Source organism: Streptomyces sp. HPF1205 (assembly GCF_020400825.1).
Lineage (GTDB): Bacteria > Actinomycetota > Actinomycetes > Streptomycetales > Streptomycetaceae > Actinacidiphila.
The window spans coordinates 101,822-124,310 of sequence record NZ_JAINVH010000001.1; the positions used below are offsets into that span (position 1 = coordinate 101,822).

The 22,489-nt window shown below is 73.4% G+C and carries 25 protein-coding genes and 1 tRNA gene; 18 read left to right on the forward strand and 8 right to left on the reverse strand.

All coding sequences use genetic code 11. The features are described 5' to 3' along the window. The first annotated feature begins 136 nt into the window (after nucleotides 1-136). Entirely contained in the window at nucleotides 137-445 is a 309-nt protein-coding gene (locus tag K7G61_RS00405) for a hypothetical protein (RefSeq protein WP_225844446.1), read from the forward strand. Nucleotides 446-578: 133 nt separating this feature from the next. Here the strand turns inward: K7G61_RS00405 and K7G61_RS00410 are convergent, their stop codons facing one another. Beyond that, nucleotides 579-1,184: an isochorismatase family protein gene (locus K7G61_RS00410; RefSeq protein WP_225844447.1), complete on the reverse strand. Its 606-nt coding sequence runs from the start codon at nucleotides 1,182-1,184 to the stop codon at nucleotides 579-581. 40 nt (nucleotides 1,185-1,224) lie between these two features. Then, nucleotides 1,225-2,553 carry a nicotinate phosphoribosyltransferase gene (locus K7G61_RS00415; protein WP_225844448.1) on the reverse strand — a complete coding sequence of 443 codons (1,329 nt, stop codon included), beginning with the start codon at nucleotides 2,551-2,553 and terminating at the stop codon, nucleotides 1,225-1,227. A gap of 175 nt (nucleotides 2,554-2,728) precedes the next feature. On the opposite strand from K7G61_RS00415, the gene clpS reads away from it, so the two are divergent. The 11 genes from clpS (at nucleotide 2,729) to rdgB (ending at nucleotide 10,288) form a co-directional block, all read left to right on the forward strand. Next, complete coding sequence (gene clpS, locus K7G61_RS00420; protein WP_225844449.1) at nucleotides 2,729-3,040, forward strand: ATP-dependent Clp protease adapter ClpS; 312 nt, start codon at nucleotides 2,729-2,731, stop codon at nucleotides 3,038-3,040. Beyond that, a complete protein-coding gene (locus tag K7G61_RS00425; RefSeq protein WP_225844450.1) occupies nucleotides 3,040-3,603 on the forward strand; it encodes a DUF2017 domain-containing protein in 564 nt (187 codons plus the stop codon). Before clpS ends, K7G61_RS00425 begins: the two co-directional genes overlap by 1 nt. A gap of 278 nt (nucleotides 3,604-3,881) precedes the next feature. Next, entirely contained in the window at nucleotides 3,882-5,306 is a 1,425-nt protein-coding gene (locus tag K7G61_RS00430; protein ID WP_225844802.1) for an amino acid permease, read from the forward strand. Nucleotides 5,307-5,340: 34 nt separating this feature from the next. After that, nucleotides 5,341-5,751 carry a Mov34/MPN/PAD-1 family protein gene (locus tag K7G61_RS00435; protein ID WP_225844451.1) on the forward strand — a complete coding sequence of 137 codons (411 nt, stop codon included), beginning with the start codon at nucleotides 5,341-5,343 and terminating at the stop codon, nucleotides 5,749-5,751. 117 nt (nucleotides 5,752-5,868) lie between these two features. Continuing rightward, on the forward strand, nucleotides 5,869-5,973 hold the full coding sequence (locus K7G61_RS37230) for a putative leader peptide (protein ID WP_374204011.1): 105 nt from the start codon (nucleotides 5,869-5,871) through the stop codon (nucleotides 5,971-5,973). Nucleotides 5,974-6,040: 67 nt separating this feature from the next. Beyond that, nucleotides 6,041-6,319 carry a MoaD/ThiS family protein gene (locus K7G61_RS00440; RefSeq protein ID WP_225844452.1) on the forward strand — a complete coding sequence of 93 codons (279 nt, stop codon included), beginning with the start codon at nucleotides 6,041-6,043 and terminating at the stop codon, nucleotides 6,317-6,319. Continuing rightward, nucleotides 6,319-7,269, forward strand: coding sequence for a PLP-dependent cysteine synthase family protein (locus tag K7G61_RS00445; protein ID WP_225844453.1), 951 nt, complete (start codon nucleotides 6,319-6,321; stop codon nucleotides 7,267-7,269). The genes K7G61_RS00440 and K7G61_RS00445 overlap by 1 nt, the downstream gene beginning before the upstream one ends. Before the next feature lie 279 nt (nucleotides 7,270-7,548). Continuing rightward, nucleotides 7,549-8,301: an MBL fold metallo-hydrolase gene (locus K7G61_RS00450; protein ID WP_225844454.1), complete on the forward strand. Its 753-nt coding sequence runs from the start codon at nucleotides 7,549-7,551 to the stop codon at nucleotides 8,299-8,301. Nucleotides 8,302-8,629: 328 nt separating this feature from the next. Beyond that, on the forward strand, nucleotides 8,630-8,863 hold the full coding sequence (locus tag K7G61_RS00455) for a glucose PTS transporter subunit EIIB (protein ID WP_225844455.1): 234 nt from the start codon (nucleotides 8,630-8,632) through the stop codon (nucleotides 8,861-8,863). Between the two features lie 88 nt (nucleotides 8,864-8,951). Further along, entirely contained in the window at nucleotides 8,952-9,686 is a 735-nt protein-coding gene (gene rph / locus K7G61_RS00460; protein WP_225844456.1) for a ribonuclease PH, read from the forward strand. Beyond that, nucleotides 9,683-10,288, forward strand: a complete 606-nt coding sequence (gene rdgB / locus K7G61_RS00465; protein WP_225844457.1) for an RdgB/HAM1 family non-canonical purine NTP pyrophosphatase — start codon at nucleotides 9,683-9,685, stop codon at nucleotides 10,286-10,288. The genes rph and rdgB overlap by 4 nt, the downstream gene beginning before the upstream one ends. 151 nt (nucleotides 10,289-10,439) lie before the next feature. Here the strand turns inward: rdgB and K7G61_RS00470 are convergent, their stop codons facing one another. Genes K7G61_RS00470 through K7G61_RS00480 form a run of 3 tightly spaced genes read right to left on the reverse strand, consistent with a single transcriptional unit; the run spans nucleotide 10,440 to nucleotide 13,161 of the window. Then, nucleotides 10,440-11,432: an ATP-binding cassette domain-containing protein gene (locus K7G61_RS00470; RefSeq protein WP_225844458.1), complete on the reverse strand. Its 993-nt coding sequence runs from the start codon at nucleotides 11,430-11,432 to the stop codon at nucleotides 10,440-10,442. 3 nt (nucleotides 11,433-11,435) lie between these two features. After that, the gene (locus tag K7G61_RS00475; RefSeq protein WP_374204012.1) at nucleotides 11,436-12,353 is read right to left on the reverse strand and encodes an ABC transporter permease; all 918 of its coding nucleotides are present in this window, start codon (nucleotides 12,351-12,353) and stop codon (nucleotides 11,436-11,438) included. Beyond that, nucleotides 12,346-13,161, reverse strand: coding sequence for an ABC-2 family transporter protein (locus K7G61_RS00480; protein WP_225844459.1), 816 nt, complete (start codon nucleotides 13,159-13,161; stop codon nucleotides 12,346-12,348). The genes K7G61_RS00475 and K7G61_RS00480 overlap by 8 nt, the downstream gene beginning before the upstream one ends. Before the next feature lie 293 nt (nucleotides 13,162-13,454). Here K7G61_RS00480 and K7G61_RS00485 point away from each other — a divergent pair, with 293 nt between their 5' ends. Continuing rightward, a complete protein-coding gene (locus tag K7G61_RS00485; protein ID WP_225844460.1) occupies nucleotides 13,455-15,830 on the forward strand; it encodes a transglycosylase domain-containing protein in 2,376 nt (791 codons plus the stop codon). Nucleotides 15,831-15,961: 131 nt separating this feature from the next. Here the strand turns inward: K7G61_RS00485 and K7G61_RS00490 are convergent, their stop codons facing one another. Together K7G61_RS00490 and K7G61_RS00495 are read right to left on the reverse strand one after the other, a co-directional pair. After that, nucleotides 15,962-16,264: a co-chaperone GroES gene (locus tag K7G61_RS00490; protein ID WP_225844805.1), complete on the reverse strand. Its 303-nt coding sequence runs from the start codon at nucleotides 16,262-16,264 to the stop codon at nucleotides 15,962-15,964. Nucleotides 16,265-16,313: 49 nt separating this feature from the next. After that, nucleotides 16,314-16,637 (reverse strand): DUF3618 domain-containing protein, encoded by a 324-nt coding sequence (locus tag K7G61_RS00495; RefSeq protein WP_225844461.1) that lies wholly within the window; start codon nucleotides 16,635-16,637, stop codon nucleotides 16,314-16,316. Between the two features lie 97 nt (nucleotides 16,638-16,734). On the opposite strand from K7G61_RS00495, the gene bcp reads away from it, so the two are divergent. The 3 genes from bcp (at nucleotide 16,735) to K7G61_RS00510 (ending at nucleotide 18,451) form a co-directional block, all read left to right on the forward strand. Further along, nucleotides 16,735-17,202, forward strand: a complete 468-nt coding sequence (gene bcp / locus K7G61_RS00500; RefSeq protein ID WP_225844462.1) for a thioredoxin-dependent thiol peroxidase — start codon at nucleotides 16,735-16,737, stop codon at nucleotides 17,200-17,202. 116 nt (nucleotides 17,203-17,318) lie between these two features. Beyond that, a complete protein-coding gene (locus K7G61_RS00505) occupies nucleotides 17,319-18,353 on the forward strand; it encodes an HNH endonuclease signature motif containing protein (RefSeq protein ID WP_225844463.1) in 1,035 nt (344 codons plus the stop codon). Between the two features lie 14 nt (nucleotides 18,354-18,367). Next, nucleotides 18,368-18,451: transfer RNA gene (locus K7G61_RS00510), tRNA-Leu, on the forward strand. 74 nt (nucleotides 18,452-18,525) lie between these two features. Here K7G61_RS00510 and K7G61_RS00515 read toward each other — a convergent pair. After that, complete coding sequence (locus K7G61_RS00515) at nucleotides 18,526-19,659, reverse strand: aminotransferase class V-fold PLP-dependent enzyme (RefSeq protein ID WP_225844464.1); 1,134 nt, start codon at nucleotides 19,657-19,659, stop codon at nucleotides 18,526-18,528. 117 nt (nucleotides 19,660-19,776) lie between these two features. Between K7G61_RS00515 and K7G61_RS00520 the strand changes: the two genes are divergently transcribed. Both K7G61_RS00520 and K7G61_RS00525 read left to right on the forward strand, forming a co-directional pair. Then, nucleotides 19,777-21,270 (forward strand): DUF445 domain-containing protein, encoded by a 1,494-nt coding sequence (locus K7G61_RS00520; protein WP_374204023.1) that lies wholly within the window; start codon nucleotides 19,777-19,779, stop codon nucleotides 21,268-21,270. Nucleotides 21,271-21,556: 286 nt separating this feature from the next. Then, nucleotides 21,557-22,411 (forward strand): fumarylacetoacetate hydrolase family protein, encoded by an 855-nt coding sequence (locus K7G61_RS00525; protein WP_225844465.1) that lies wholly within the window; start codon nucleotides 21,557-21,559, stop codon nucleotides 22,409-22,411. Nucleotides 22,412-22,489 lie beyond the last annotated feature (78 nt).

Genomic DNA, 22,489 nt, shown 5'->3' on the forward strand with positions numbered 1-22,489 from the left:
GGCCCCTCACCCTTTGTGCGGTGCACAGGGGGGCGCACGGGGTCGCACGCGTGACCGATCTCTCACCCGCGTCTCAGCACTCGGACGGCGGAGTCCGGGACTGGTGGGCGGCGGCCGCACGGCTGATGATGTGAGCATGGCCGTCGGTGGTTACAGCAGGCTTCCCAGCGGGACGGTGATCGTCGCGATCGCCCTGCCGCACCCGGCGGGCACGGGCCGGACGGTACGGCTGGTCGTGCACGCCCTGAACCGGCAGCGGGCCATGACCAGGCTCAGCAACCTCGGCTTCCGCGGCGCCCGCCTGAGCGGCAACGTCGAACCGCCCACCCCCGACGAGATCACCGCGGTGCTGCACCACCCGGACGGCCTGATCTGGCGCGACTACCACGCCGGCGCGGCCGAGCCCTGGCACCCGATATCGACGCTCGACCGCTTCACGCCCTGAGCGGCCGGCCGGCGCCCCACCGCGCGCTGGCACCCCACCGAACCGGCGCCCGACCGCGCACCGGCGCACCCCCGTACCGCCGGACCCCGCGCCGCCGCCGGCCCGACGGGGGCGCGGGGGCGCGGGGCGCGCCCTACCCGGCCACCACCGGCTCGCCGGTCAGCTCCACCCCCGCCTCGCGCATCTCGTCCAGCGCGCGGCGGGTGGTCTCCGGCGCGACGCCCGCGGTCAGGCCGAGCAGCACGCGGGTGGTGAAACCGGCCCGGGCCGCGTCGAGCGCGGTCGCCCGTACGCAGTGGTCGGTCGCGATGCCCACGACGTCCACCTCGGTCACGCCGCGGTCGCGCAGCCAGTCCGCCAGGCCCCGGCCGTCGTCGTCGGCGCCCTCGAAACCGCTGTAGGCCGCCGCGTGCGCCCCCTTGGAGAAGACCGCGTCGACCGCTCCCGAGGACACGGCGGGCGCGAAGTTCGGGTGGAAGGCGGCACCCGGCGTCCCGGCCACGCAGTGCGGCGGCCACGTAGCGACGTAGTCCGGGTGGTCGGAGAAGTGGGCGCCGGGGTCGACGTGGTGGTCCCTGGTGGCCACGACGTGCCGGTACGCGCCGGCCCCGCCGGCCTGCCCGATCAGGTCCGTGACGGCCGCGGCCACCGCGGCCCCGCCGCCGACGGCGAGACTGCCGCCCTCGCAGAAGTCGTTCTGGACGTCGACGACGATCAGGGCTCTTTCCGTGTGCGTCATAGGTGCCTCCGCGGGTTCCGGGTGGTTCGGTCCGGGTGGTTCACAGCGTCTCCGTGGGCAGGACGGGTTCGCCGCGGGAGAGCTGGGTGGCCGACAGGGGGAGGTTCGCGCGGGCGGTGATGTGGCGGGCGCGCGCGGCCTCCAGGGGCTCGCGGCCGACGATCTCGCCGGCGCGCACGAGGGGCACCAGGAGTTGGCGGCCGGCGAGGTCGCCGGGGACCGGGCCGGTGCCGACCACCTCCGCCTCGGCGACCCCGTCCGCGTCCAGTCGCCGCGCGGCCCACTTGCGGCCGCCGACGCTGGTCTTGCCGCCCAGGGACTTCTTGGCGACGGGGAGCAGGGGCGCGCCGGGGTCGTCCGAGGCGGCGCGCGCCACGAGCTTGTAGACCATCGAGCACGTGGGGTGGCCGCTGCCGGTGACCAGGGAGGTGCCGACCCCGTAGGCGTCGACGGGCGCCGCGGCCAGCGAGGCGATGGCGTACTCGTCGAGATCGGAGGTGACCACGATCCTGGTGTCCTTGGCGCCCAGGTCGTCCAGTTGCTGCCGTACCCGGTGGGCGAGCAGCAGCAGGTCGCCCGAGTCGATGCGGACCGCGCCCAGCCGCGGCCCGGCCACCTCGACCGCGGCGCGGACCGCCTCGGCGACGTCGTACGTGTCGACCAGCAGGGTGGTCTCGCGGCCGAGGGACTCCACCTGGGCGGTGAAGGCGTCGCGTTCGGTGTCGTGGAGCAGGGTGAAGGCGTGCGCGCTGGTGCCGATGGTGGGCAGGCCGTAGCGGAAGCCGGCCGCCAGGTTGGAGGAGGAGCCGAAGCCGCCGACGTACGCGGCGCGGGAGGCGGCGACCGCGGCCAGTTCGTGGGTGCGGCGGGCGCCCATTTCCATCAGCGGCCGGCCGCCGGCCGCGACGGCCATCCGCGAGGCCGCCGCGGCGATCGCCGAGTCGTGGTTGAGGATGGACAGCACCACCGTCTCCAGCAGGACGGCCTCGGCGAAGGTGCCCTCCACCCGCAGGATCGGGGAGCCGGGGAAGTAGACCTCGCCCTCGGGGTAGCCCCAGATGTCGCCGCGGAAGCGGTAGCCGGCCAGCCACTGGAGGGTGTCGGCGTCGACCACGCCCTCGCGCTCCAGGTAGTCCAGTACGGGGGCGTCGAAGCGGAAGTTCTCCACCGCGTCCAGGACCCGTCCGGTGCCGGCCACCACCCCGTAACGGCGGCCCTCGGGCAGCCGGCGGGTGAACGTCTCGAAGACCGAGCGCCGGTTCGCCGCGCCGCTGCGCAGGGCGGCCTGCAGCATGGTCAGCTCGTACCGGTCGGTGAACAGGGCGGTGGACGGCACGTCCACCGGCAGCCCCAGGTCTGCTGTGCTCATGCCGACGATGCTACCCCCGATTTCGTCAGTTTGACGAGATGTGGTCCGCCGGCGTCCGCCGTGCGCTGCGCCACACCGCCGCCGCGGCTCCCCGCGCCCGGCGCGTCGCACCCGTCACACTCCCCGCACACCCGCTCACGCGCCCATTTGTGCGAGACGCCACAACAGCGGCAGCATGGAACCTGTGAGTGTTGCGCCTGTCGAGATCGAACGCACCGAGTCACGCGAAGAGGCTTTCGCGGTCCCCGAGCCGGACGTTCCGTGGGTGACCCTCGTGCACAACGACCCCGTCAACCTCATGAGCTATGTCACCTACGTCTTCCAGACGTACTTCGGGTACTCGAAGAGCAAGGCCACCAAATTGATGAAGGACGTCCACTACAAGGGACGGGCCGTGGTCTCCAGCGGCACCCGCGAGGAGATGGAGCGGGACGTGCAGGCGATGCACGGCTACGGTCTGTGGGCGACGCTTTCGCAGGACCGCTGATGAGCCGACGACGCGCCCGCGCCGGCTACTTCGAGCCGGTGCCAGGCGGCGGTGCGGCCATCGCGCTGGACGAGGTCGAGATCTCCATCCTGCGCAGCCTCACCGTCCAGTTGCTGGAGCTGATCGGCCCCGGCGAGGGCCCGGCGGGCGAAGCCGAGGACCCGCTGGCCCAGCTGTTCAGCGAGGGCCCGAGCAAGCCGCCGGACGACCCGGCGCTGGCCCGGCTGTTCCCCGACGCTTACGAGGACGCCGACGAGGCCTCGGAGTTCCGCCGCTTCACCGAGAACGACCTGCGGGCCCGCAAACGCGAGGACGCGCTGGTCATGGTGCGGGTGCTGGACTCCGGCGGCCCGGTGCTGGAGCTGACCGCGGACCAGGCCCGGCACTGGCTCGGCGGCCTCAACGACCTGCGGCTGACCATAGGCACCCGCCTGGAGGTCACCGAGGACGAGCACGACGAGATCTACCGGCTGCCCGACGACGACCCGCGCAAGCCGCTGGTGATGGCCTACCTGTGGCTCGGCGGACTGCAGGAGTCGCTGGTGGAGGCGCTCGGCGGGTAGCGCGCGGCCTCACCCGCACGGGTGACAGCCGCGCCGCCCGCCCCCGGCGGCGTGGTACGAATCCGGGCATGAACCCGGACAAGGCGGACGGCATCGGCGCGGGCGGCGGCATCGGCCCGAACATCGGCGCCGGCCCAGGCACCGGCCCAGGCGCCGGCCCAGTCATCGGCATCGGCACCGACCCAGGCATCGGCACCGCGGCGGCCGGGGGCACATCCGCCGACGGCGGCGAGGGCGACGAGGGGTACGCCCGGGGCCTGGGCAGCCGCCAGGTCCAGATGATCGCCATCGGCGGCGCCATCGGCACCGGCCTGTTCCTCGGCGCGGGCCGCGCCATCCACCAGGCCGGCCCCAGCCTGCTCCTGATGTACGCGGTGGCCGGCCTGGTCGTCTTCGCGATCATGCGGGCGCTGGGCGAACTCCTCACCTACCGCCCGGTCTCCGGCTCCTTCGCCGACTACGCCCGGGAGTTCCTCGGCCCGTTCGCCGGCTTCGCCACCGGCTGGACGTACTGGCTGATGTGGGTGGCCACCGGCATGGCCGAGGTCACCGCCGCCGCCACGTACGTCGCCTACTGGTGGCCCGCCGTGCCGCACTGGATCAGCGCCCTGTGCTTCCTGGCGCTGCTGCTGGCCGCCAACCTCATCTCGGTGCGGCTGTTCGGCGAGGTCGAGTTCTGGTTCTCGATGGTCAAGGTCACCGCCATCATCGGCATGATCCTCGTCGGCCTCGGCGTGCTCACCCTGGGCCTGTCCGCGGCCGGCCGCACCGCCTCGGTCGGCCACCTGTGGCGCGACGGCGGCTTCTTCCCGCACGGCGTCGGCTCGTCCCTGCTCACCCTGCAGATCGTCATGTTCGCCTACCTCGCCGTCGAACTGGTCGGCGTGACCGCCGGCGAGGCGCGCGACCCGCGCGAGACCCTGCCCAGGGCCATCAACACCCTGCCCTGGCGGATCATCCTGTTCTACGTGGGCGCGCTCGCGGTCATCCTGTGCGTGGTGTCCTGGACCCGCTTCCAGCCCGGCGTCAGCCCCTTCGTGGCCGCCTTCGCCGCCATCGGGATCCCGTTCGGCGCGGGCATCGTCAACTTCGTGGTGCTCACGGCGGCGCTGTCCTCCTGCAACTCCGGGATGTACTCCACCGGCCGCATGCTGCGCGACCTGGCGGCCAACGGCCAGGGCCCGCGCGCCTTCACCCGGCTGACCGCCCGCCGCACCCCGGCGCTGGGCACGGCGGCGTCGGTGGCGCTGATGTGCGCCGGGGTGTGGCTCAACTACGCCGACCCGCAGGGGGCGTTCACGTACATCACCGCCTTCGCCACCGTGGCCGGGGTGTGGACGTGGGGCGTCATCCTGGTCTGCCACATCCGCTACCGGGCCGCCGTGCGCGCCGGGCGGGCCGCCCCCGCCTGGTTCACCGCGCCCGGCGGCGCCGCCGCGAGCTGGTGCGCGCTGGCCTTCCTGGCGCTCGTCGTCGTCCTGATCGGCGCCGACTCCGACGCCCGGGTCTCGCTGTACGGGTTGCCGGTGTGGTGCGCCGCCCTCGCGGCGGGCTACCCCGTGCTCAAGCGCCGCCGGCCCGCCGCTTTCGCCCGCCGCCCGCACCTGGCGCCCGGCGGCGTGCCCCTGCCGGACGACTCCGTGCCCGCCCCCGAGGCGGCCGGTGCCGGTCCCGAGGCGTTGCCCGGCACCACCATCCCCTGACCGCGCCGCGAGCGGGCTTTGTTACGTTGCCCGCATGCTCACCATCACCCAGGACCTGTACGACGCGATCGTGGCGCACGCCCGCGCCGACCACCCCGACGAGGCGTGCGGGATCGTGGCGGGCCCGGAGGGCAGCGACCGGCCCGAACGGTTCGTGCCCATGCTGAACGCGGCCCGCTCGCCGACGTTCTACGAGTTCGACTCCGCCGACCTGCTCAAGCTCTACCGCGAGATGGACGACCGCGGCGAGGAGCCGGTGGTCGTCTACCACTCGCACACCGCGACCGAGGCGTATCCCTCGCGCACCGACATCAGTTACGCCAACGAGCCCGGCGCCCACTACGTGCTGGTGTCCACCGCGGAGGAGTTCCAGTTCCGCTCCTTCCGCATCGTGGCCGGACAGGTCACCGAGGAGGAGGTGAGCGTCGTCACGTCCTACGCCTGAGCCCGCCGTCCGCCGTCCGCCCGGTTGTCCGCCCGGTTGTCCGCCTGGTGTTCTCCCGCGTCCCGGATCCTGGGACGGCCGCCCCTGGCGGGGGCCGGGAATCGATACGATGACCCCATGGTTCTCTTCGACGTGGGTGGCAAGGCGCCGGGCACTGTGCTCGTGGCGCGGCTGCACGTCGACCTGTGCCGCCGCACCAGTGCGGCGTGTCCGCGCGTCTGATCGACCGAGCCCCGCCCCCCAGCAGCACCACGCCCGCCTTCACCCACGCACTCACAGGAGCCCCGCCATGGCCATCGAGGTCCGCATCCCGACCATCCTCCGCACCTACACCGACGGCCAGAAGTCCGTGCAGGGCAGCGGCACCACCCTCGACGAGCTGTTCGCGGACCTCGACAGCCGGCACGCGGGCCTGCGCGACCGCGTGGTGGAGAACGGCGGCCTGCGCCGCTTCGTGAACGTCTACCTCAACGACGAGGACGTCCGCTTCCTCAAGGGCATCGACACCGAGCTGGCCGACGGCGACAGCGTGACGATCCTCCCCGCGGTGGCCGGAGGCATGCGCTGATGCGCTACGACAGCCCGCTGGCGGCGGTCGGCAACACCCCGCTGGTCCGCCTGCCGCGCCTGTCGCCGTCCGACGAGGTGAGCGTGTGGGCGAAGCTGGAGGACCGCAACCCCACCGGCTCCGTCAAGGACCGCCCGGCGCTGCACATGATCGAGCGGGCCGAGGCCGACGGAGTGCTCACCCCCGGCTGCACCATCCTGGAGCCCACCTCCGGCAACACCGGCATCTCGCTGGCGATGGCCGCGAAGCTCAAGGGCTACCGCATCGTGTGCGTGATGCCCGAGAACACCTCCGCCGAGCGCCGCGAACTGCTCGCCATGTGGGGCGCCGAGATCATCTCCTCGCCCGCGGCCGGCGGCTCCAACACCGCCGTGCGGGTGGCCAAGGAACTCGCCGCCGAGCACCCCGACTGGGTGATGCTGTACCAGTACGGCAACGCGGCCAACCCGGGCGCGCACTACGCCGGCACCGGCCCCGAGATCCTCGCCGACCTGCCCACCATCACCCACTTCGTGGCGGGTCTCGGCACCACCGGCACCCTCATGGGCGTCGGCCGCTACCTGCGCGAGAAGGCCCCCGGCGTCGCGATCGTGGCCGCCGAACCCCGCTACGACGACGTGGTCTACGGCCTGCGCAACCTCGACGAGGGCTTCGTCCCGGAGCTGTACGACGACTCGGTGCTGACCACCCGTTTCTCCGTCGGTTCCGAGGACGCGGTCCGCCGTACCCGTGAACTCCTCGCCGAGGAGGGCATCTTCGCCGGCGTCTCCACCGGCGCCGCGCTGCACGCCGCCCTCGGCGTGGCCCGCAAGGCGGTGGCCGCGGGGGAGCGCGCCGACATCGTCTTCGTGGTCGCCGACGGCGGCTGGAAGTACCTGTCCACCGGCATCTACACCGCCGAGTCGACCGAGGCCGCCGTGGCCGCCCTGCACGGCCAGCTCTGGGCCTAGGAGCGCTGCCGGGATCCGCGCCGCGCCGGCCGCGGTCCCGGACGCGCCGGCCCGTCGACGGCGCGTCCGCGCGGGCCCGGATCCCGCCCGCGAAACGGGTTTTCGCCGCACCCACCCGGACTGGTGATTCCGCCCACAACCCGGAGCCGTAACGGAGCACGGGCGGCGAACTCGCTTACCCTTCCAGGACAGGCAGGACAGGGCGGGCGCGGTCCCGCCACCCCCCCCAGGCCGTCCGGATGGGGTGATGCGGCGCGCCCACGGAGGTGTTTTCCGGATATGAAGCTGACCGTCGTCGGCTGCTCGGGTTCGTTCCCGTCCGCGGACTCGGCGTGCTCCAGCTACCTCGTTGAGGCCGACGGCTTCCGGCTGCTGATCGACATGGGCAACGGCGCCCTGGGCGAACTGCAGCGCCACTGCGGACTGTACGACCTGGACGCCGTCCTGCTGAGCCACCTGCACGCCGACCACTGCATCGACATGTGCGGCTACTTCGTGGCCCGCTACTACCGCCACGACGGCGGCCCCGCGGCCGCGATCCCGGTCTACGGCCCGTCCGGCACCGAACGCCGGCTCAGCATCGCCTACGGGGACGTGCCCGACGAGAAGTGCATGAGCGAGGTCTTCGACTTCCGCACCCTGCGGCCCGGCACGTTCCGGGTGGGCCCGTTCACCGTCACCGCCGCCCTGGTCAGCCATCCGGTCGAGGCGTACGGCTTCCGGCTGGAGAGCGAGGGGCGGGTGCTCGCGTACTCCGGCGACACCGGCCCCTGCGAGGAGCTGCGCGGCCTGGCCGAGGGCGCGGACCTCTTCCTGTGCGAGGCGTCCTTCACGCACGGCAAGGAGGACATCCCCGGCCTGCACCTCAACGGCCGCGAGGCCGGGCAGGCCGCGACCCGCGCGGGCGCCGGCCGGCTCGTCCTGACCCACATCCCGCCGTGGACCAACCCGTCGGTCAACCTCCGCGACGCGAAAGCCGTCTACCCGGGGCCGGTCGAACTGGCCACCGCGGGCGCCGTCTACGAAGTGTGACCGCGGCGCGGCCGGCGACCGTACCCGCGCCGTACTCGTGTGCCGTACCCGCGCCGTACCCGTGCCCTACCCGCGTACGCCCACCGGGCGCGCCCGGCCGTCCGGGTCTCCCGCGCGCCGTCTGCCGCGCCGCTTCGGGGGAAGGCGTGCGGCAGGCCGCCTCTCCGGCCGGACCGGGGCGGGCGGCGTTGTGCGGCGGCGTGCGGCGGCGTCCGCCACGTGCCCGCGGGGGCGGGGCCGGACGCCAACCGCCTGTGAAGGTGGGCCAACCGTGCGTTAACGTGACATAACGGGACCCGCCGGTGGGTCAGGGAGTCAGGAGGCACAGATGGCCACCAAGGCTGAGAAGATCGTCGCCGGTCTCGGCGGACTCGACAACATCGAAGAGGTCGAGGGCTGCGTCACCCGGCTCCGTACCGAAGTCAAGGACCCCGGCCTCGTCGACGAGGCCGCCCTCAAGGCCGCCGGCGCCCACGGCGTGGTCAAGATGGGCACCGCGATCCAGGTGGTCATCGGCACCGACGCGGCCCCGATCGCCACGGAGATCGACGGCATGTGGTAATCCCGGCACGGCCCGCGGGCGGCGCCGGCCCGCCCGCGGGGACGCCCGGGCCGGCGAGGGGGTCCGCCGTCGCCGGTAGGCTCGCCCCATGTCACGATTCGACGGCCGCACCCCCGACCAGCTCCGCCCGGTCACCATCGAGCGGCGCTGGAGCAAGCACGCCGAAGGCTCCGTCCTGGTCTCCTTCGGCGACACCCGAGTGCTGTGCACCGCCAGCGCCACCCAGGGCGTGCCCCGGTGGCGCAAGGGCAGCGGGGAGGGCTGGGTCACCGCCGAGTACGCGATGCTGCCCCGCGCCACCAACACCCGCGGCGACCGCGAGTCCGTCCGCGGCAAGATCGGCGGCCGCACCCACGAGATCTCCCGCCTGATCGGCCGCTCGCTGAGGGCCGTCGTGGACTACAAGGCGCTCGGCGAGAACACCGTCGTCCTCGACTGCGACGTGCTCCAGGCCGACGGCGGCACCCGTACCGCCGCGATCACCGGCGCCTACGTCGCCCTCGCCGACGCCGTCGCCTGGATGCGGGCCAACCATCTCGTCCGCGCCAAGGCCCAGCCGATCACCGGGACCGTCGCCGCCGTCAGCGTCGGCATCGTCGACGGCGTCCCCCTGCTCGACCTCGCCTACGAGGAGGACGTGAAGGCCGAGACCGACATGAACGTCGTCTGCACCGGCGACGGCCGCTTCGTGGAGGTCCAGGGCACCGCCGAGGGCAAGCCCTTCGACCGCGCCGAACTCGACACGCTGCTCGCCCTCGCGGTCGGCGGGTGCGAACGCCTCACCGCCGCCCAGAAGGCCGCCCTGGAGGAGACCGCCGTATGACCCGCCGCCTCGTCCTGGCCACCCGCAACGCCCACAAGGTCACCGAACTGCGGGCGATCCTCGAACAGACCGGGCTCGACGTCGAACTGGTCGGGACCGACGCCTACCCCGACGTACCCGACGTCAAGGAGACCGGCGTCACCTTCGCGGAGAACGCGCTGCTCAAGGCGCGCGCCCTGGCCGACGCCACCGGCCTGCCCGCGGTCGCCGACGACTCCGGGCTGTGCGTCGACGTGCTCGGCGGCGCCCCCGGCATCTTCTCCGCCCGCTGGGCCGGCCGGCACGGCGACGACGCCGCCAACCTCGACCTGCTGCTCGCCCAGCTCGCCGACATCGACACCCCGTACCGCGCCGCCCACTTCGCCTGCGCCGCCGCCCTCGCCCTGCCGGGCGGCACCTCCCGCGTCGCCGAGGGACGCCTGCGCGGCACCCTGCGCCACACCCCCGCCGGCAGCGGCGGCTTCGGCTACGACCCGATCCTCCAGCCCGACGGCGAGACCCGCACCTGCGCCGAACTCAGCCCCGCGGAGAAGAACGCCATCAGCCACCGCGGCCAGGCCTTCCGCGCCCTGGCCCCGCAGATCGGCGAACTGCTCGGCTGACCGCGGGGCCGGCATCCGGACCGGCAGCCGGACCGCCACCCGGACCGGCACCGCGATCGGCCCCTCGACCGGCATCCGGGCCGCCATCCGGACCGCCACCCGGGCCGGCACCCGGACCGGCCCCTTCGCCCGGCCCCCGGGCCGGGGCGGTTCAGGCGGACGCCTCCCCGTACATCCGGGCGATCACGTCCTCGATCGCCGGCTCCCGCACCGACAGGTCCACCAGCGGGTAGCGCGCCGCCAGGTCCGCCACCAGCGGGGCCGCGCTCGCCGAGGTCGGGAAGGCCAGCCACTGGCGGGGCCCCTCCGCGCGCACGAAGCGGGCCCCCGCCACCGCCACCGGCGCAAGCTCGCGCTCGAAGTCGACCACCAGGGTCCGCTCACTGTCGCCGACCGCGTGCAGCCCCGCCAGGTCCCCGTCGTACATCAGCCGGCCGTGGTCGATGACCATCACCCGGCGGCACAGCGTCTCGATGTCGGTCAGGTCATGGGTGGTCAGCAGCACCGTGGTGCCGCGCTCGGTGTTCACCGTACGCAGGAAGTCCCGCACCCGCGCCTTGCTGACCACGTCCAGGCCGATCGTCGGCTCGTCCAGGTAGAGCACCTCCGGATCGTGCAGCAGCGCCGCCGCGATGTCCCCGCGCATCCGCTGGCCCAGCGACAACTGCCGCACCGGCACGTCCAGCAGCGGCCCGAGGTCCAGCAGTTCGGTGCAGGCCGCGAGATTGGCGGCGTACCGCGCCGGCTCCACCCGGTACATGCGGCGCACCAGCTCGTACGAGTCGCGCAGCGGCAGGTCCCACCACAAGGTGGTGCGCTGCCCGAAGACCACCCCGATCCGGCGGGCCAGCCGGGTACGGTCCCGGCTCGGATCGATCCCGCAGATCCGGATCCGGCCCGAGCTGGGGTACAGGATCCCGGTGAGCATCTTGATCGTCGTCGACTTCCCGGCCCCGTTGGGCCCGATGTAGCCGACCACCTCGCCGCGCGGCACCGTGAACGAGATGCCGTCGACCGCCCGCACCTCCCGCCGCTCCCGCCGCAGCCCCTTGCCGGCCTTGCGGCGCACCTCGAACACCTTGCGCACGCCGTCGAGTTCGATGACCGGTTCCCCCGGCCCCTGCCCGCCCACGTACTCCACCACCCGTCAACTCCCTGTACTGCGGTACGAACGAAGGCCCGCCCGCCACGCCAGACCCGCCAGCGCGCAGCACAGCGCGGCCACCAGCGGCGAGCAGAAATCCACCCAGCCGGGCAGCGCCAGCGGGTCCGGCCGGCCCAGCACGCGCAGCGCCGGCAGCCAGTTGACGAACGCCAGCGGCACCACGAAGGTCACCCCGCGCACCAGCTCGCGGGAGAACACCCCCGGCGGGTACTGCAGCATCGTGTTGCCGCCGTACGTCACGGAGTTCTGCACCTCCGAGGCGTCGCTCGCCCAGAACTGCAGGGCGCCGCCCGCCACCCACACGGCACCGAAGATCGCCGCCCCCGACACCACCGTCACCGGCACCATCACCACCTTCACCGGCGTCCACGCCACGTCCACCCGGGCCAGCGCCCAGCACAGCACCAGGCCGCCCTGCGTGATCCGGCCCAGCCGCCGCAGCGCGAACCTGTCCGCCGCGACCTGCGCCAGCACCGGCACCGGCCGCAGCAGCAGCGTGTCCAGTGTCCCGTCCCGCACCCGCCGGCCCAGCCGGTCCATCGACCCCAGCAGCAGGTCCGCCAGCCCGAACGAGGTGCTCGTCGTCCCGTACAGGAACGCCACCTCCGGCAGCGAGAACCCACCGAGCACCCGGGTGTGCCCGAACATCAGCAGGATCGTGGCGAAATCCAGCCCGGTCGCGGCGAAGTTGCCCAGCGCCGTGATGAAGAACGACGTCCGGTAGGCCATCGTGGAGCGCACCCACATCGCCACGATCAGGCCGTACGCGCGCAGGCCCTCGGCGACGCGCGAGCCGGGCCCGGCCCCTGCCGCGACTCCCGCCGCCGGGCGCTTCCAAGCCGGCGGCCCGGCCTCCTCCCGGCCCCCCGCGGAAGCCGTACCCGACGCCGCCTCAGCCACCCTGCACCACCACCCGCCGCGTCGCCACCGACTGCAGCGCCCGCCCCGCCGCCAGCAGCGCCACCGCCCACCCGGCCTCGAAGGCCAGCGCCAGCAGCGCCCCGCCGCCACGGTGCCGGCCCAGCAGCACATCCGCCGGGACCTGCAGCATCGCCGACCACGGCAGCGCGCGGGCCAGAGTGCCCAGCCGGCCCGGGAACACCGTCAACGGCAGCAGCATCCCCGAGAAGAACAGCCCCGCCAGCCACGCCACCTGGCTCACCCCGGTCCCGTCCAGCAGCCAGAACGCGCTCAGCGCCACCAGGTACCGGATGCCGAAGCTCACCACCAGCCCCAGCCCCACCGCCGCCAGGAACAGCAGCCACGTCCACGGATCCGACGGCAGCGCCAGCCGGAACGCTACCGCCCCGCACACCATCGGCACCACCCCGCGCGCCATCAGGTGGAAAGAGCCCCGCCCCAGGTCGGAGGCCAGCCACCAGCCCTGCAGATCGGCCGGCCGGTACAGGTCCACCGCGATGTCCCCCGACCTGATCCGCTCCATCAGCTCGTCCTCGAAACCACCGCCCATCAGCGACAGCGGTACCAGCAGCGCCTGCCCGGTCCACACGTACGTCAGCGCCTGCGCCTGGCTGTACCCGCCCAGGTGCGGCCGCAGCCCCCACAGGGCGACAAAGGTGTACGAGATGATGAAACCGAACACGGTGTTCGTGAAGACGCCCGCGGCGGTGGCCCTGCGATACGTCGCGTACCGCCGGAAGGCCCGGACCGCGACCGCCGCGTAGAAGGCCGGACGGAACGGCCCCATCGCCTCGAACCCCCTCACATCCCTCCGGCACACAAGCCGCCGAGCCTAGTACGGCCCGCCCACCGGCCACCACCGGATTACCCCCGGCCACCACCCGATCGGGCGGCCGCGGTGCGCCGTCCGGCCTGTCACAGACCTGTCACGGATGCGTCGCGCTGATCCACCGCTTACGGGGGATGCGACAGTGTGGAGAACGGATTACGTGTCCGTACGGGAGCGTACGCACCGAAAAGTCCATCATGTTTCGCCGTGGACCGACCAACCCCGGCGGCGGCGGAGGAGTCCCACACGACATGAGCGAAGTGCACAGCGCAACGGGCCGCACCGGCCGGACCGGATGGCGCCGGCTGCTGCCCACCTGGAGGGTCGTCACCGGAGCCGTCCTCGGGGTGCTGCTGGTCCTCATCGGAGGCTTCTTCCTCGGCTACGCCCTCGTGTCGATCCCGGACCCGAACGCCGCCGCCGTCGCCCAGAACAACGTCTACCTCTACGCCGACGGCAAGACCGAGATCTCCGTCGACGGAGCCGTCAACCGGCAGAACGTCCCGCTCAGCGCCGTCGCCAAGACCGCCCAGTACGCGGTGCTGTCCGCCGAGGACCGCAACTTCTACCACGAGTCCGCCGTCAGCCCGAAGTCCATGGTGCGCGCCGCCTGGAACACCGCCACCGGCAAGGGCCGGCAGTCCGGCTCGACCATCACCCAGCAGTACGTGAAGAACTACTACCTCAACCAGGCGCAGACCGCCTCGCGCAAGCTGAAGGAGTTCTTCATCGCCATAAAGCTGGACCGCAACGAGACCAAGGACCAGATCCTGGAGGGCTACCTCAACACCAGCTACTACGGCCGCAACGCCTACGGCATAGAAGCGGCCTCCCGGGCCTACTTCGACAAGGACGCCGCCGACCTCACCACCGCCGAGGGCGCGTACCTCGCCACCCTGCTCAACGCCCCCAGCGAGTACGACCTGTCCGCCCACCCGGAGAACGCCCACGCCGCCAAGGCCCGCTGGAACTACGTCCTGGACGGCATGGTCAAGGAAGGCTGGCTCACGCAGTCCCAGCGCGACGCCACCGCCTTCCCGGCCATCGGCCGGCCCAAGCCGGTCGCCAGCAAGGCCGGCCAGCGCGGCTACATCATCGAGGCCGTCAACAAGTACCTCACCGACAACCACATCGTGGACCCCGACGCCCTCAGGAGCGGCGGCTACCGCATCGTCACCACCCTGCGCAAACCCGCCGAGGACGCCTTCGTCAAAGCCGCCCAGGACAACGTCTGGGACAAACTCGGCCGGACCAGGGCCGACGCCTACGTCCGCACCGGTGGCGTCTCCATCGACCCGGCCACCGGCGACGTGATCGCCCTCTACGGCGGCCTGGACTACACCAAGCAGTACGTCAGCAGCGCCACCAACGCCACCTACCAGCCCGGCTCCACGTTCAAGCCGGTGCTGCTCGCCTCCGCGGTGGAACTCGGCTCCCTCACCCAGGACGGCCGGATCATCACCCCCGACACCGTCTACAACGGCGACAACAAACGCCCGGTGCAGGGCCCCGACGGCCCGGTCGGCTACGCCCCGGAGAACGAGGACCAGCACTCCTACGGCGACATCACCGTCACCCGCGCGATGGACAAGTCCGTCAACGCCGTCTTCGCCCAGATGGCGCAGGACATCGGCACCGGCAAGGTGATCGACACCGCCCACGCGCTCGGCATGCCCGACGACGTGGACATCCCCAAGACCCCCGCCATGGCGCTCGGCGCCTTCGGCGCCAGCCCGCTCGACATGGCGCAGGTCTACGCCACCCTCGCCGACCACGGCAGGCGCGTCCCGTACTCCCTGGTCAGCAAGATCACAAAGGACGGCGACAACCTGGAGCTGCCCTCCCGCCACCCGGTCCAGGCGATCCCCCGCCAAGCCGCCGACACCACCACCGCCGTCCTGCGCAGCGTGGTCGACAGCCCCGGCGCCACCGCCACCGCCGCGCAGGCCTCCGGCTGGCCCTCCGCCGCCAAGACCGGCACCGCCGAGAACGACAAGGCCGCCTGGTTCGCCGGCTACACCCCCAAGCTGGCCACCGTGGTCGCCGTCCTCGGCCTCAACCCCGACAACGGCGCCCAGGAATCCCTCAACGGCGCACTCGGCCAGTCCCGGGTCAACGGCGGCGGCCCACCCGGCGAGGTCTGGGCCCAGTACACCGCCGACGCCCTGCGCGGGCAGACCCCGCAGGACTTCGACCTCCAGGCGATGAGCGGCGACCCCTCCCAGACCGGCGACACCGCCACCCCGACCGACACCGGTACGACCCCCGCCACCACCGGCAGCCGGCCCCCGACCACGGCCTCCACGCCGCCCACTTCCCCCGCCACGACCCCGCCGACCACCAGCACCCCGCCCCCCACGACGCCGCCCGCCACCACGCCCCCACCGACCGGCCCCCCGACGATGAACCCCGTGGGCGGCACGACCGGTGCGGCGACCGGCGGGAACGATACGGGTGGCACCACCGGCGGGACGAGCGGCGGCACCACCACCGGGGGCACGGGCGCCGACGGACCGGGCGCGGGCTCGGCCGGCACCGGTTCCGGCACCGCGTCCGGCGGATCCGGGGGGACAACGACGGGCACGGGCTCCGGCGCCCGGCAGGCACGGACGGCGGGCACGCGCTGACCCGGCGCGGGACCGAGAGGTTCGGACGCTCAGGGGCTCAGAGGTTCAGGGGCAGGGGCTCAGGGGCTCAGAGGTCCACAGGCCACAGGTGCAGAGGTTCGCAGGTCCACAGGGTTTACAGGTCCAGAGGATTACAGGTACAGCCCGGTGGAGTCGTCCGTCCCCTGCAGGCGCTCGGCGGCCACCGCGTGCAGGTCGCGCTCGCGCATCAGGACGTACGCCACCCCGCGCACCTCGACCTCGGCCCGGTCCTCCGGGTCGAACAGCACCCGGTCGCCGACCTCGACCGTCCGGACGTTCTGACCCACCGCGACGACCTCGGCCCACGCCAGGCGCTTGCCGACGGCCGCCGTCGCCGGGATCAGGATGCCGCCACCGCTGCGGCGCTCGCCCTCCCCGGACTCCTGCCGCACGAGAACGCGGTCGTGCAGCATCCGGATGGGCAGCTTGTCGTGCTCACTGTTGGGACTCACGGCCACGACGTTACCTGTGCCGCCGCCGCGCCGAGGCTGCGGCCGCCGCACCGACCAGCACCACCGCGGCCACCGCGACCGGCACGATCCGGCCGGCCCGCGGCCTGCCCCCGTCCGTGACGAACTGGGCCCGGACCTGGGTCACCGCGCGGTTCGCCGCCACGTACGCCTGCCCCACCGTACGGTCCAGCGCCGAGACCGCCTTGGCCTTGGTGTCCCGCGCGATCGTCGCCGGGTGCACACGAACCGCCAGCTCGTCGAGCGTCGCCGCGAGCTCCTGCCGCCTGCGGGTGATGTCCGCCTCGATCTGTGCGGGCGTCCTGGCCTCCGCCACCGCATGCCTCCATCGCCTGATTCGGTACCGTTCGGACAGTCTGTCAGTACGACGCGGCCCCCGCCCCGTCGGCACCCCGATTGCCCAGGAGCCACCCATGGCCGAGCGCCTCGCCCCCGGCGACACCGCCCCCGACTTCACCCTGCCCGACGCCGACGGCAAGCCCGTCTCGCTGTCCGACCACCGCGGCCGCAAGGTCATCGTCTACTTCTACCCCTCCGCCATGACCCCCGGCTGCACCAAGCAGGCCTGCGACTTCACCGACAACCTCGATGTCCTGGCCGCCGCCGGCTACGACGTCATCGGCGTCTCCCCGGACAAGCCCGAGAAGCTCGCCAAGTTCCGCGAGAAGGAATCCCTCAAGGTCACCCTGGTCTCCGACCCCGACAGGACCACCCTCACCGCCTACGGCGCCTTCGGCGAGAAGACCAACTACGGCAAGACCTACACCGGCGTCATCCGCTCCACGGTGGTCGTCGACGAAAACGGCACGATCGCCCACGCTTTCTACAACGTCCGCGCCACGGGCCACGTCGCGAAGCTCCTGCGGGATCTGGGGGTGTGACCTTCCCGGCCTCCGTTCGGCGCGTCCGGGCGGCGGTTCGGACCGGTGTGACCTTTTCATCGCCTCGTCGTTGATCCGGGCGGAGGTCGAACGCCAGTCCGACGCGGGGGGATCGCATGCCACGTACGTACGAGCCCGCGCAGGTGGCCCGGGCGGTCGCTGAAGCGACCAGCTGGGCCGAAGCCATGCGCGCCTTGGGGATGATCAACAGCGGCGGGGGCCGCAGGGCGCTCCAGCGCCGCGTCGCCGAGCTGGGCCTGGACACGGGCCATTTCCGGCGCGGACCGTTGCGGGCGTACTCGGACGAGGCACTGGCCGAAGCGGTCAGGGGCGCCAGGACCCTCGTGGACGTCGCCCGGGCGCTCGGCGCGGTTCCGGCCCCGGGCACGCTGTCGCACCTGCGCCGTCGCATATCCGCGGCGGGCATCGACGTCAGCCGTTTCCCCGGACTGAACCGGGCCGTCGCGGACCTGCCGTTCACCCCGGAGGAACTCGCGAGTGCCGCCGCTTCGTCGGACAGCCTCCGGGCGGTGGCGCGTGCCTTGGGCGTGCCCGATGACGGACGCAGGCGAGCGGCACTCGGCCGCAGGCTACGGGAGTGCGGCGTGAGCACCGCCCACTTCCGGCATGCGCGAAAGCCGATCCCCGAGCCGGCGCTGCGGTCCGTGCTGCCCACCGCCGGCAGCTACGCGGACGTCATGCGAGCCCTCGGCCTCCCCGTGAACGATGCCAACCACCGCCGACTGCAGCGGGAGGTCACCCGGCTGGGACTGGACACCACCCACTTCAGGAGGCAAGCCCGCAGGACAGTGCCGCAACCCCGCCCGAGGAGCATTGCCGCGGACGTCCTCGTCGTGCGACCGGCCGGCTCGGCTCGTGTCAACCGGGACCGCCTTCAGCGGGCACTGGCGGAACTGGGCGTCCCCTACCGGTGCGAGGCCTGCGGGAATCCCGGCGAATGGCTGGGCAGGCCGATCACCCTCCAGATCGACCACATCAGCGGGGACTGGCTGGACAACCGGCGGGAGAACCTGCGCTACCTGTGCCCCAACTGCCACGCGCTGACCGCGACCTGGTGCCGTGGCGCCGGGCGGGCACAGCGGGATGCGGCAGCGGGATACCGCCCCCTGCGGGAGGCACCGAGCCGATAGCATGGTCGTGCCCGGCGGCCGTTGCTGAATTGGCATAAGCGCGAGATTTAGGTTCTCGTGGGAGCAATCCCATGTGGGTTCGAGTCCCACCGGCCGCACCTGCCGAAGGCCCGCTCTCCCGGCGAGAGCGGGCCTTCGCATCTCGGGCGGGCCCGGCCGCCCCGGGCGCCCGTCATCGCAGGGACTTCAGCGCCGCGTCGACGCGTTCCACGGCTGAGTGGGGGGTGGAGGCGTGGGCCGAGAGGCGGACCGTGGGGGCGCGGACCGAGGGGGTCACGTCGTGGGCGTGGAGGGCCTTGGCGACGTCGGCGGGGTCGGTGCCGGGGAGGTGGAAGGAGACGATGCCGGCCCGGCGGTCGGGGTCCGTGGGGGAGAGGATCTCGCCGCCGCGGGCGCGGACGGTGTCGATGAGCTGGTCCACCCGCAGGGCGATGTGCGCCTCGATGGCGGGGACGGTCGCGGCCTCGACCAGTTCGAGGGCCGCCGCGAAGGCGGCGGCGGCGACCGGGCTGAGGTTGGTGATGCTCCAGCGCCCGGCTCCGGGCGCGACAGGATGCTCGGTGTCGTCGAAGACGGCCACGTCCGTGACGCCGGTCCAGCCGGTGAGGGTGGGTTCCAGGCGTTCCAGGGCCCGGTCGGACAGGGCGGCGAAGCCGGTGGACCAGCTCGCCCGCAGCCATTTCTGCCCGCCGGTGACGAGCACGTCGGCCGCCGGCCAGGGCAGATCGGCCGCGCCGAAGCCCTGGATGCCGTCCACGACGAGCAGCCGGTCCTCCCCGATCACCTCGCGCAGCCCGGCCAGGTCGGCGCGTGCTCCGGTGCGGAAGTCGACGGCGCTGACGGCGAGGGCGACCACGTCGTCGGTGAGCGCGGCCCGTACCGCGTCGGGGGTGATCAGGCCGCGCGCGTCGGCCCGCAGCCAGCGCGGCACCGCCCGGCCGAGCGCGGCGCTGCGGCGCCAGGGGTAGTGGTTGGCCGGGAAGTCCGCCGCGGGCACCAGGACCGTGCCGGAGGGGATGCCGAAGGCGGCGTGGAACAGCCCGGTGGAGGCGTTGGGGAGCAGCACGGTGTGCGCGGCGTCCGTTCCGGCCAGCCGGGCGGCGGCCGCGCGGGCCCTTTCGTCGGCGCGCATCAGCTCGTCGACCGTGTCCCGGCCGGCCCGCGCCGAGCGGCCCAGCGCCTCGGCGGTCGCGGCCAGCACGTCGCGCGAGGGGGGCCCGTACCGGGCGAAGTCCAGGTAGCCGGCGGGTTCCTCGAAGTGCTCGGCGTATCCGGGCAGTCCCCCGCTCGGGTCGGGCTGGGCCATGCTGTTCCTCCGGCCGGGGGCGGCGCGCCGGCGGCTCCGGGCGACACCGGGAGCCGCCGGGAACCCCTCGTTCGTTCCAAGACTGGCAGTGGCGGTGAGAATACGCGGGTGGAGCGCATGGACGCGGGTGGCGCGGGGCGAACGAACGGTGTGGCAGGTCCGGCGCCGGGACCTGCCGTGACGGGTGCCGACCAGGGGCCGACGGGACGGGTGGGGCGGGTGGAGCGGACGGGGTCGGTGGGGCCCGAGCCTGCCGAGCGCGGCCCGGGGGGCGGTCCCGGCGGCCCGGGGGGTGGTCGCCGCGGGGCCGGCCCGGCCGCCTCCGGCCCCTCCGGACCCCTCGGTACGCGCCCGGGGAGCGCCGAGCTCGACGCCGCCCGGCGCCGCGGCGTGCGGCGGATGAAGCTGATCGCCACCGGTTTCCTGCTCGCCGCGACTGCGGTGTACGTGATCGCCAAGGTGGCGGGCGCGCACGGCGCCGGGCCGTGGGCGGGTTACCTGGCCGCCGCGGCGGAGGCCGGGATGGTGGGCGCGCTGGCCGACTGGTTCGCGGTGACCGCGCTGTTCCGCCGCCCGCTCGGCCTGCCCATCCCGCACACCGCGATCATCCCGACGAAGAAGGACGCGCTCGGTGCGAGCCTGGGCGAGTTCGTCGGCGAGAACTTCCTGTCCGCGGACGTGGTGCGGGCCCGGCTGCGCGCGGTCGGCATCGGCGCGCGGCTCGGCGGCTGGCTGGCCGAGCCGGGCAACACGGACAAGGTCACCGAGCAGGCCGCGGCGGCGCTGCGCGGCGTGCTGACGGTGCTGCGCGACTCCGACGTCCAGGCCGTGGTCGGCGAGGCCATCACCAGGCGGGCCGACGCCCAGGAGATCGCGCCGGGGCTGGGCAAGATGCTGGAGCGGATCGTCGCGGACGGCGGCCACCGGCGGATGGTGGACCTGGTGTGCGTACGGGCGCACGACTGGCTGGTGCTGCACGGCGACTCGGTGATGGAGGCCGTGCAGGGCGGGGCGCCGGGCTGGACGCCGCGGTTCGTGGACCGCAAGGTCGGCGAGCGGGTCTACAAGGAGCTGCTGCGGTTCGTCACGGAGATGCGGGACTCGCCGGGTCATCCGGCGCGCGGCGCGGTGGACCGTTTCCTGCGCGACTTCGCGGTGGAGCTGCAGTCGGACCCCGACACCCGCGCCCGGGTCGAGCGGCTGAAGAAGGACCTGCTGGCGCGGGGCGAGGTGCAGGACCTGATCGCGTCGGCCTGGGGTTCGGTACGGGCCATGGTGGTGGCCGCCGCCGAGGACGAGCGCAGCGAACTGCGCCTGCGGGCCCGCGCCTCGCTGCTGTCGCTGGGCGGCCGGCTGGCCACGGACGCGCGGCTCCAGGGGAAGGTGGACACCTGGCTGGAGGACGCGGCCACGTATCTGGTGACCACGTACCAGGCCGAGATCACCTCGCTGATCAGCGAGACGGTGGCCGGCTGGGACGCCGACCAGACCTCGCGGAAGATCGAGGCGCACGTCGGGCGCGATCTGCAGTTCATCCGGATCAACGGCACGGTGGTGGGCGCGCTCGCGGGCCTGCTCATCTACACGGTGGCCCGCGCGGCGGGCGGCTGAGGCGGCCGGGGACGGCTCGGACGGCTCGGATGGCTGGGACGACTGGGGACGGCTCGGATGGCTGGGACGGCTGAGGCACCTCCCCGTGTGTCCGCGGCCCACGGCCCCGGTGTCCACCTGGCGGGAGGGGGTTGCGCGGGCGGCCCGCGCCCTTGAAAGATCGCACGAGACATCCGATGACCGTCCCTCGGGCCCCGGGCGGCGGCCCCATGCGATGCGCAGGGATACACGAGACCCGCAGGACCCGCAGGACCCGCAAGACGCACAAGACAACGGAGTTGTGACGGTGAAGCTGCTGCGTGTCGGACCCGCCGGGGCGGAGCGCCCGGCCGTGCTGGACCGGGAGGGCGTGGCGCGCGACCTGAGCGGTCTCGTGCCGGACATCGACGGGTCGCTGCTCGCCGACACGTCCCGGCTGGCCGCGGTGGAGGCGGCCCTGACGGCCGGGTCGCTGCCCGCGCTGGACCCGGGGCTGCGGGTCGGACCGCCGCTGGGCCGGATCGGCAAGATCGTCTGCATCGGCCTCAACTACCACGACCACGCCGCCGAGACCGGCGCCACCCCGCCCGCCGAGCCGGTGGTCTTCATGAAGGCCCCCGACACGGTCGTCGGACCCGAGGACACCGTGCTGGTGCCGCGCGGGTCGGCCAAGACCGACTGGGAGATCGAACTCGCCGTGGTGATCGGGCGGGAGCTGCGGTACGCGGCCTCGCACGAGGAGGCGCTGGCCGCCGTGGCGGGCTACGCGATCGCGCACGACGTGTCCGAGCGCGCGTTCCAGATCGAGCGCGGCGGGCAGTGGGACAAGGGCAAGAACTGCGAGACGTTCAACCCGCTGGGGCCCTGGCTGGTCACCGCCGACGAGGTCGCCGACCCGCAGGCGCTGCCGCTGCGGCTGTGGGTCAACGGCGAGCTGAAGCAGGACGGCAGTACGGCCGACCAGATCTTCCCGGTGGCCGAGGTGGTCCGCTACCTCAGCCACTTCATGACGCTCTACCCGGGCGACGTCATCAACACGGGTACGCCCGCCGGGGTGGCGCTGGGCCGGCCCGACCCCAAGCCGTATCTGCGGCCGGGCGACGTGGTGGAGCTGGAGATCGAGGGCCTGGGCCGCCAGCGGCAGGAGTTCGGGTCCGCCTGACGGGGCCGGCCGCAAGGACGCGACCGGCGGGGGCCGCGCCCCTGGGCCCTCCCGGCCGGCGGTCCCCTCCCGGCGGAC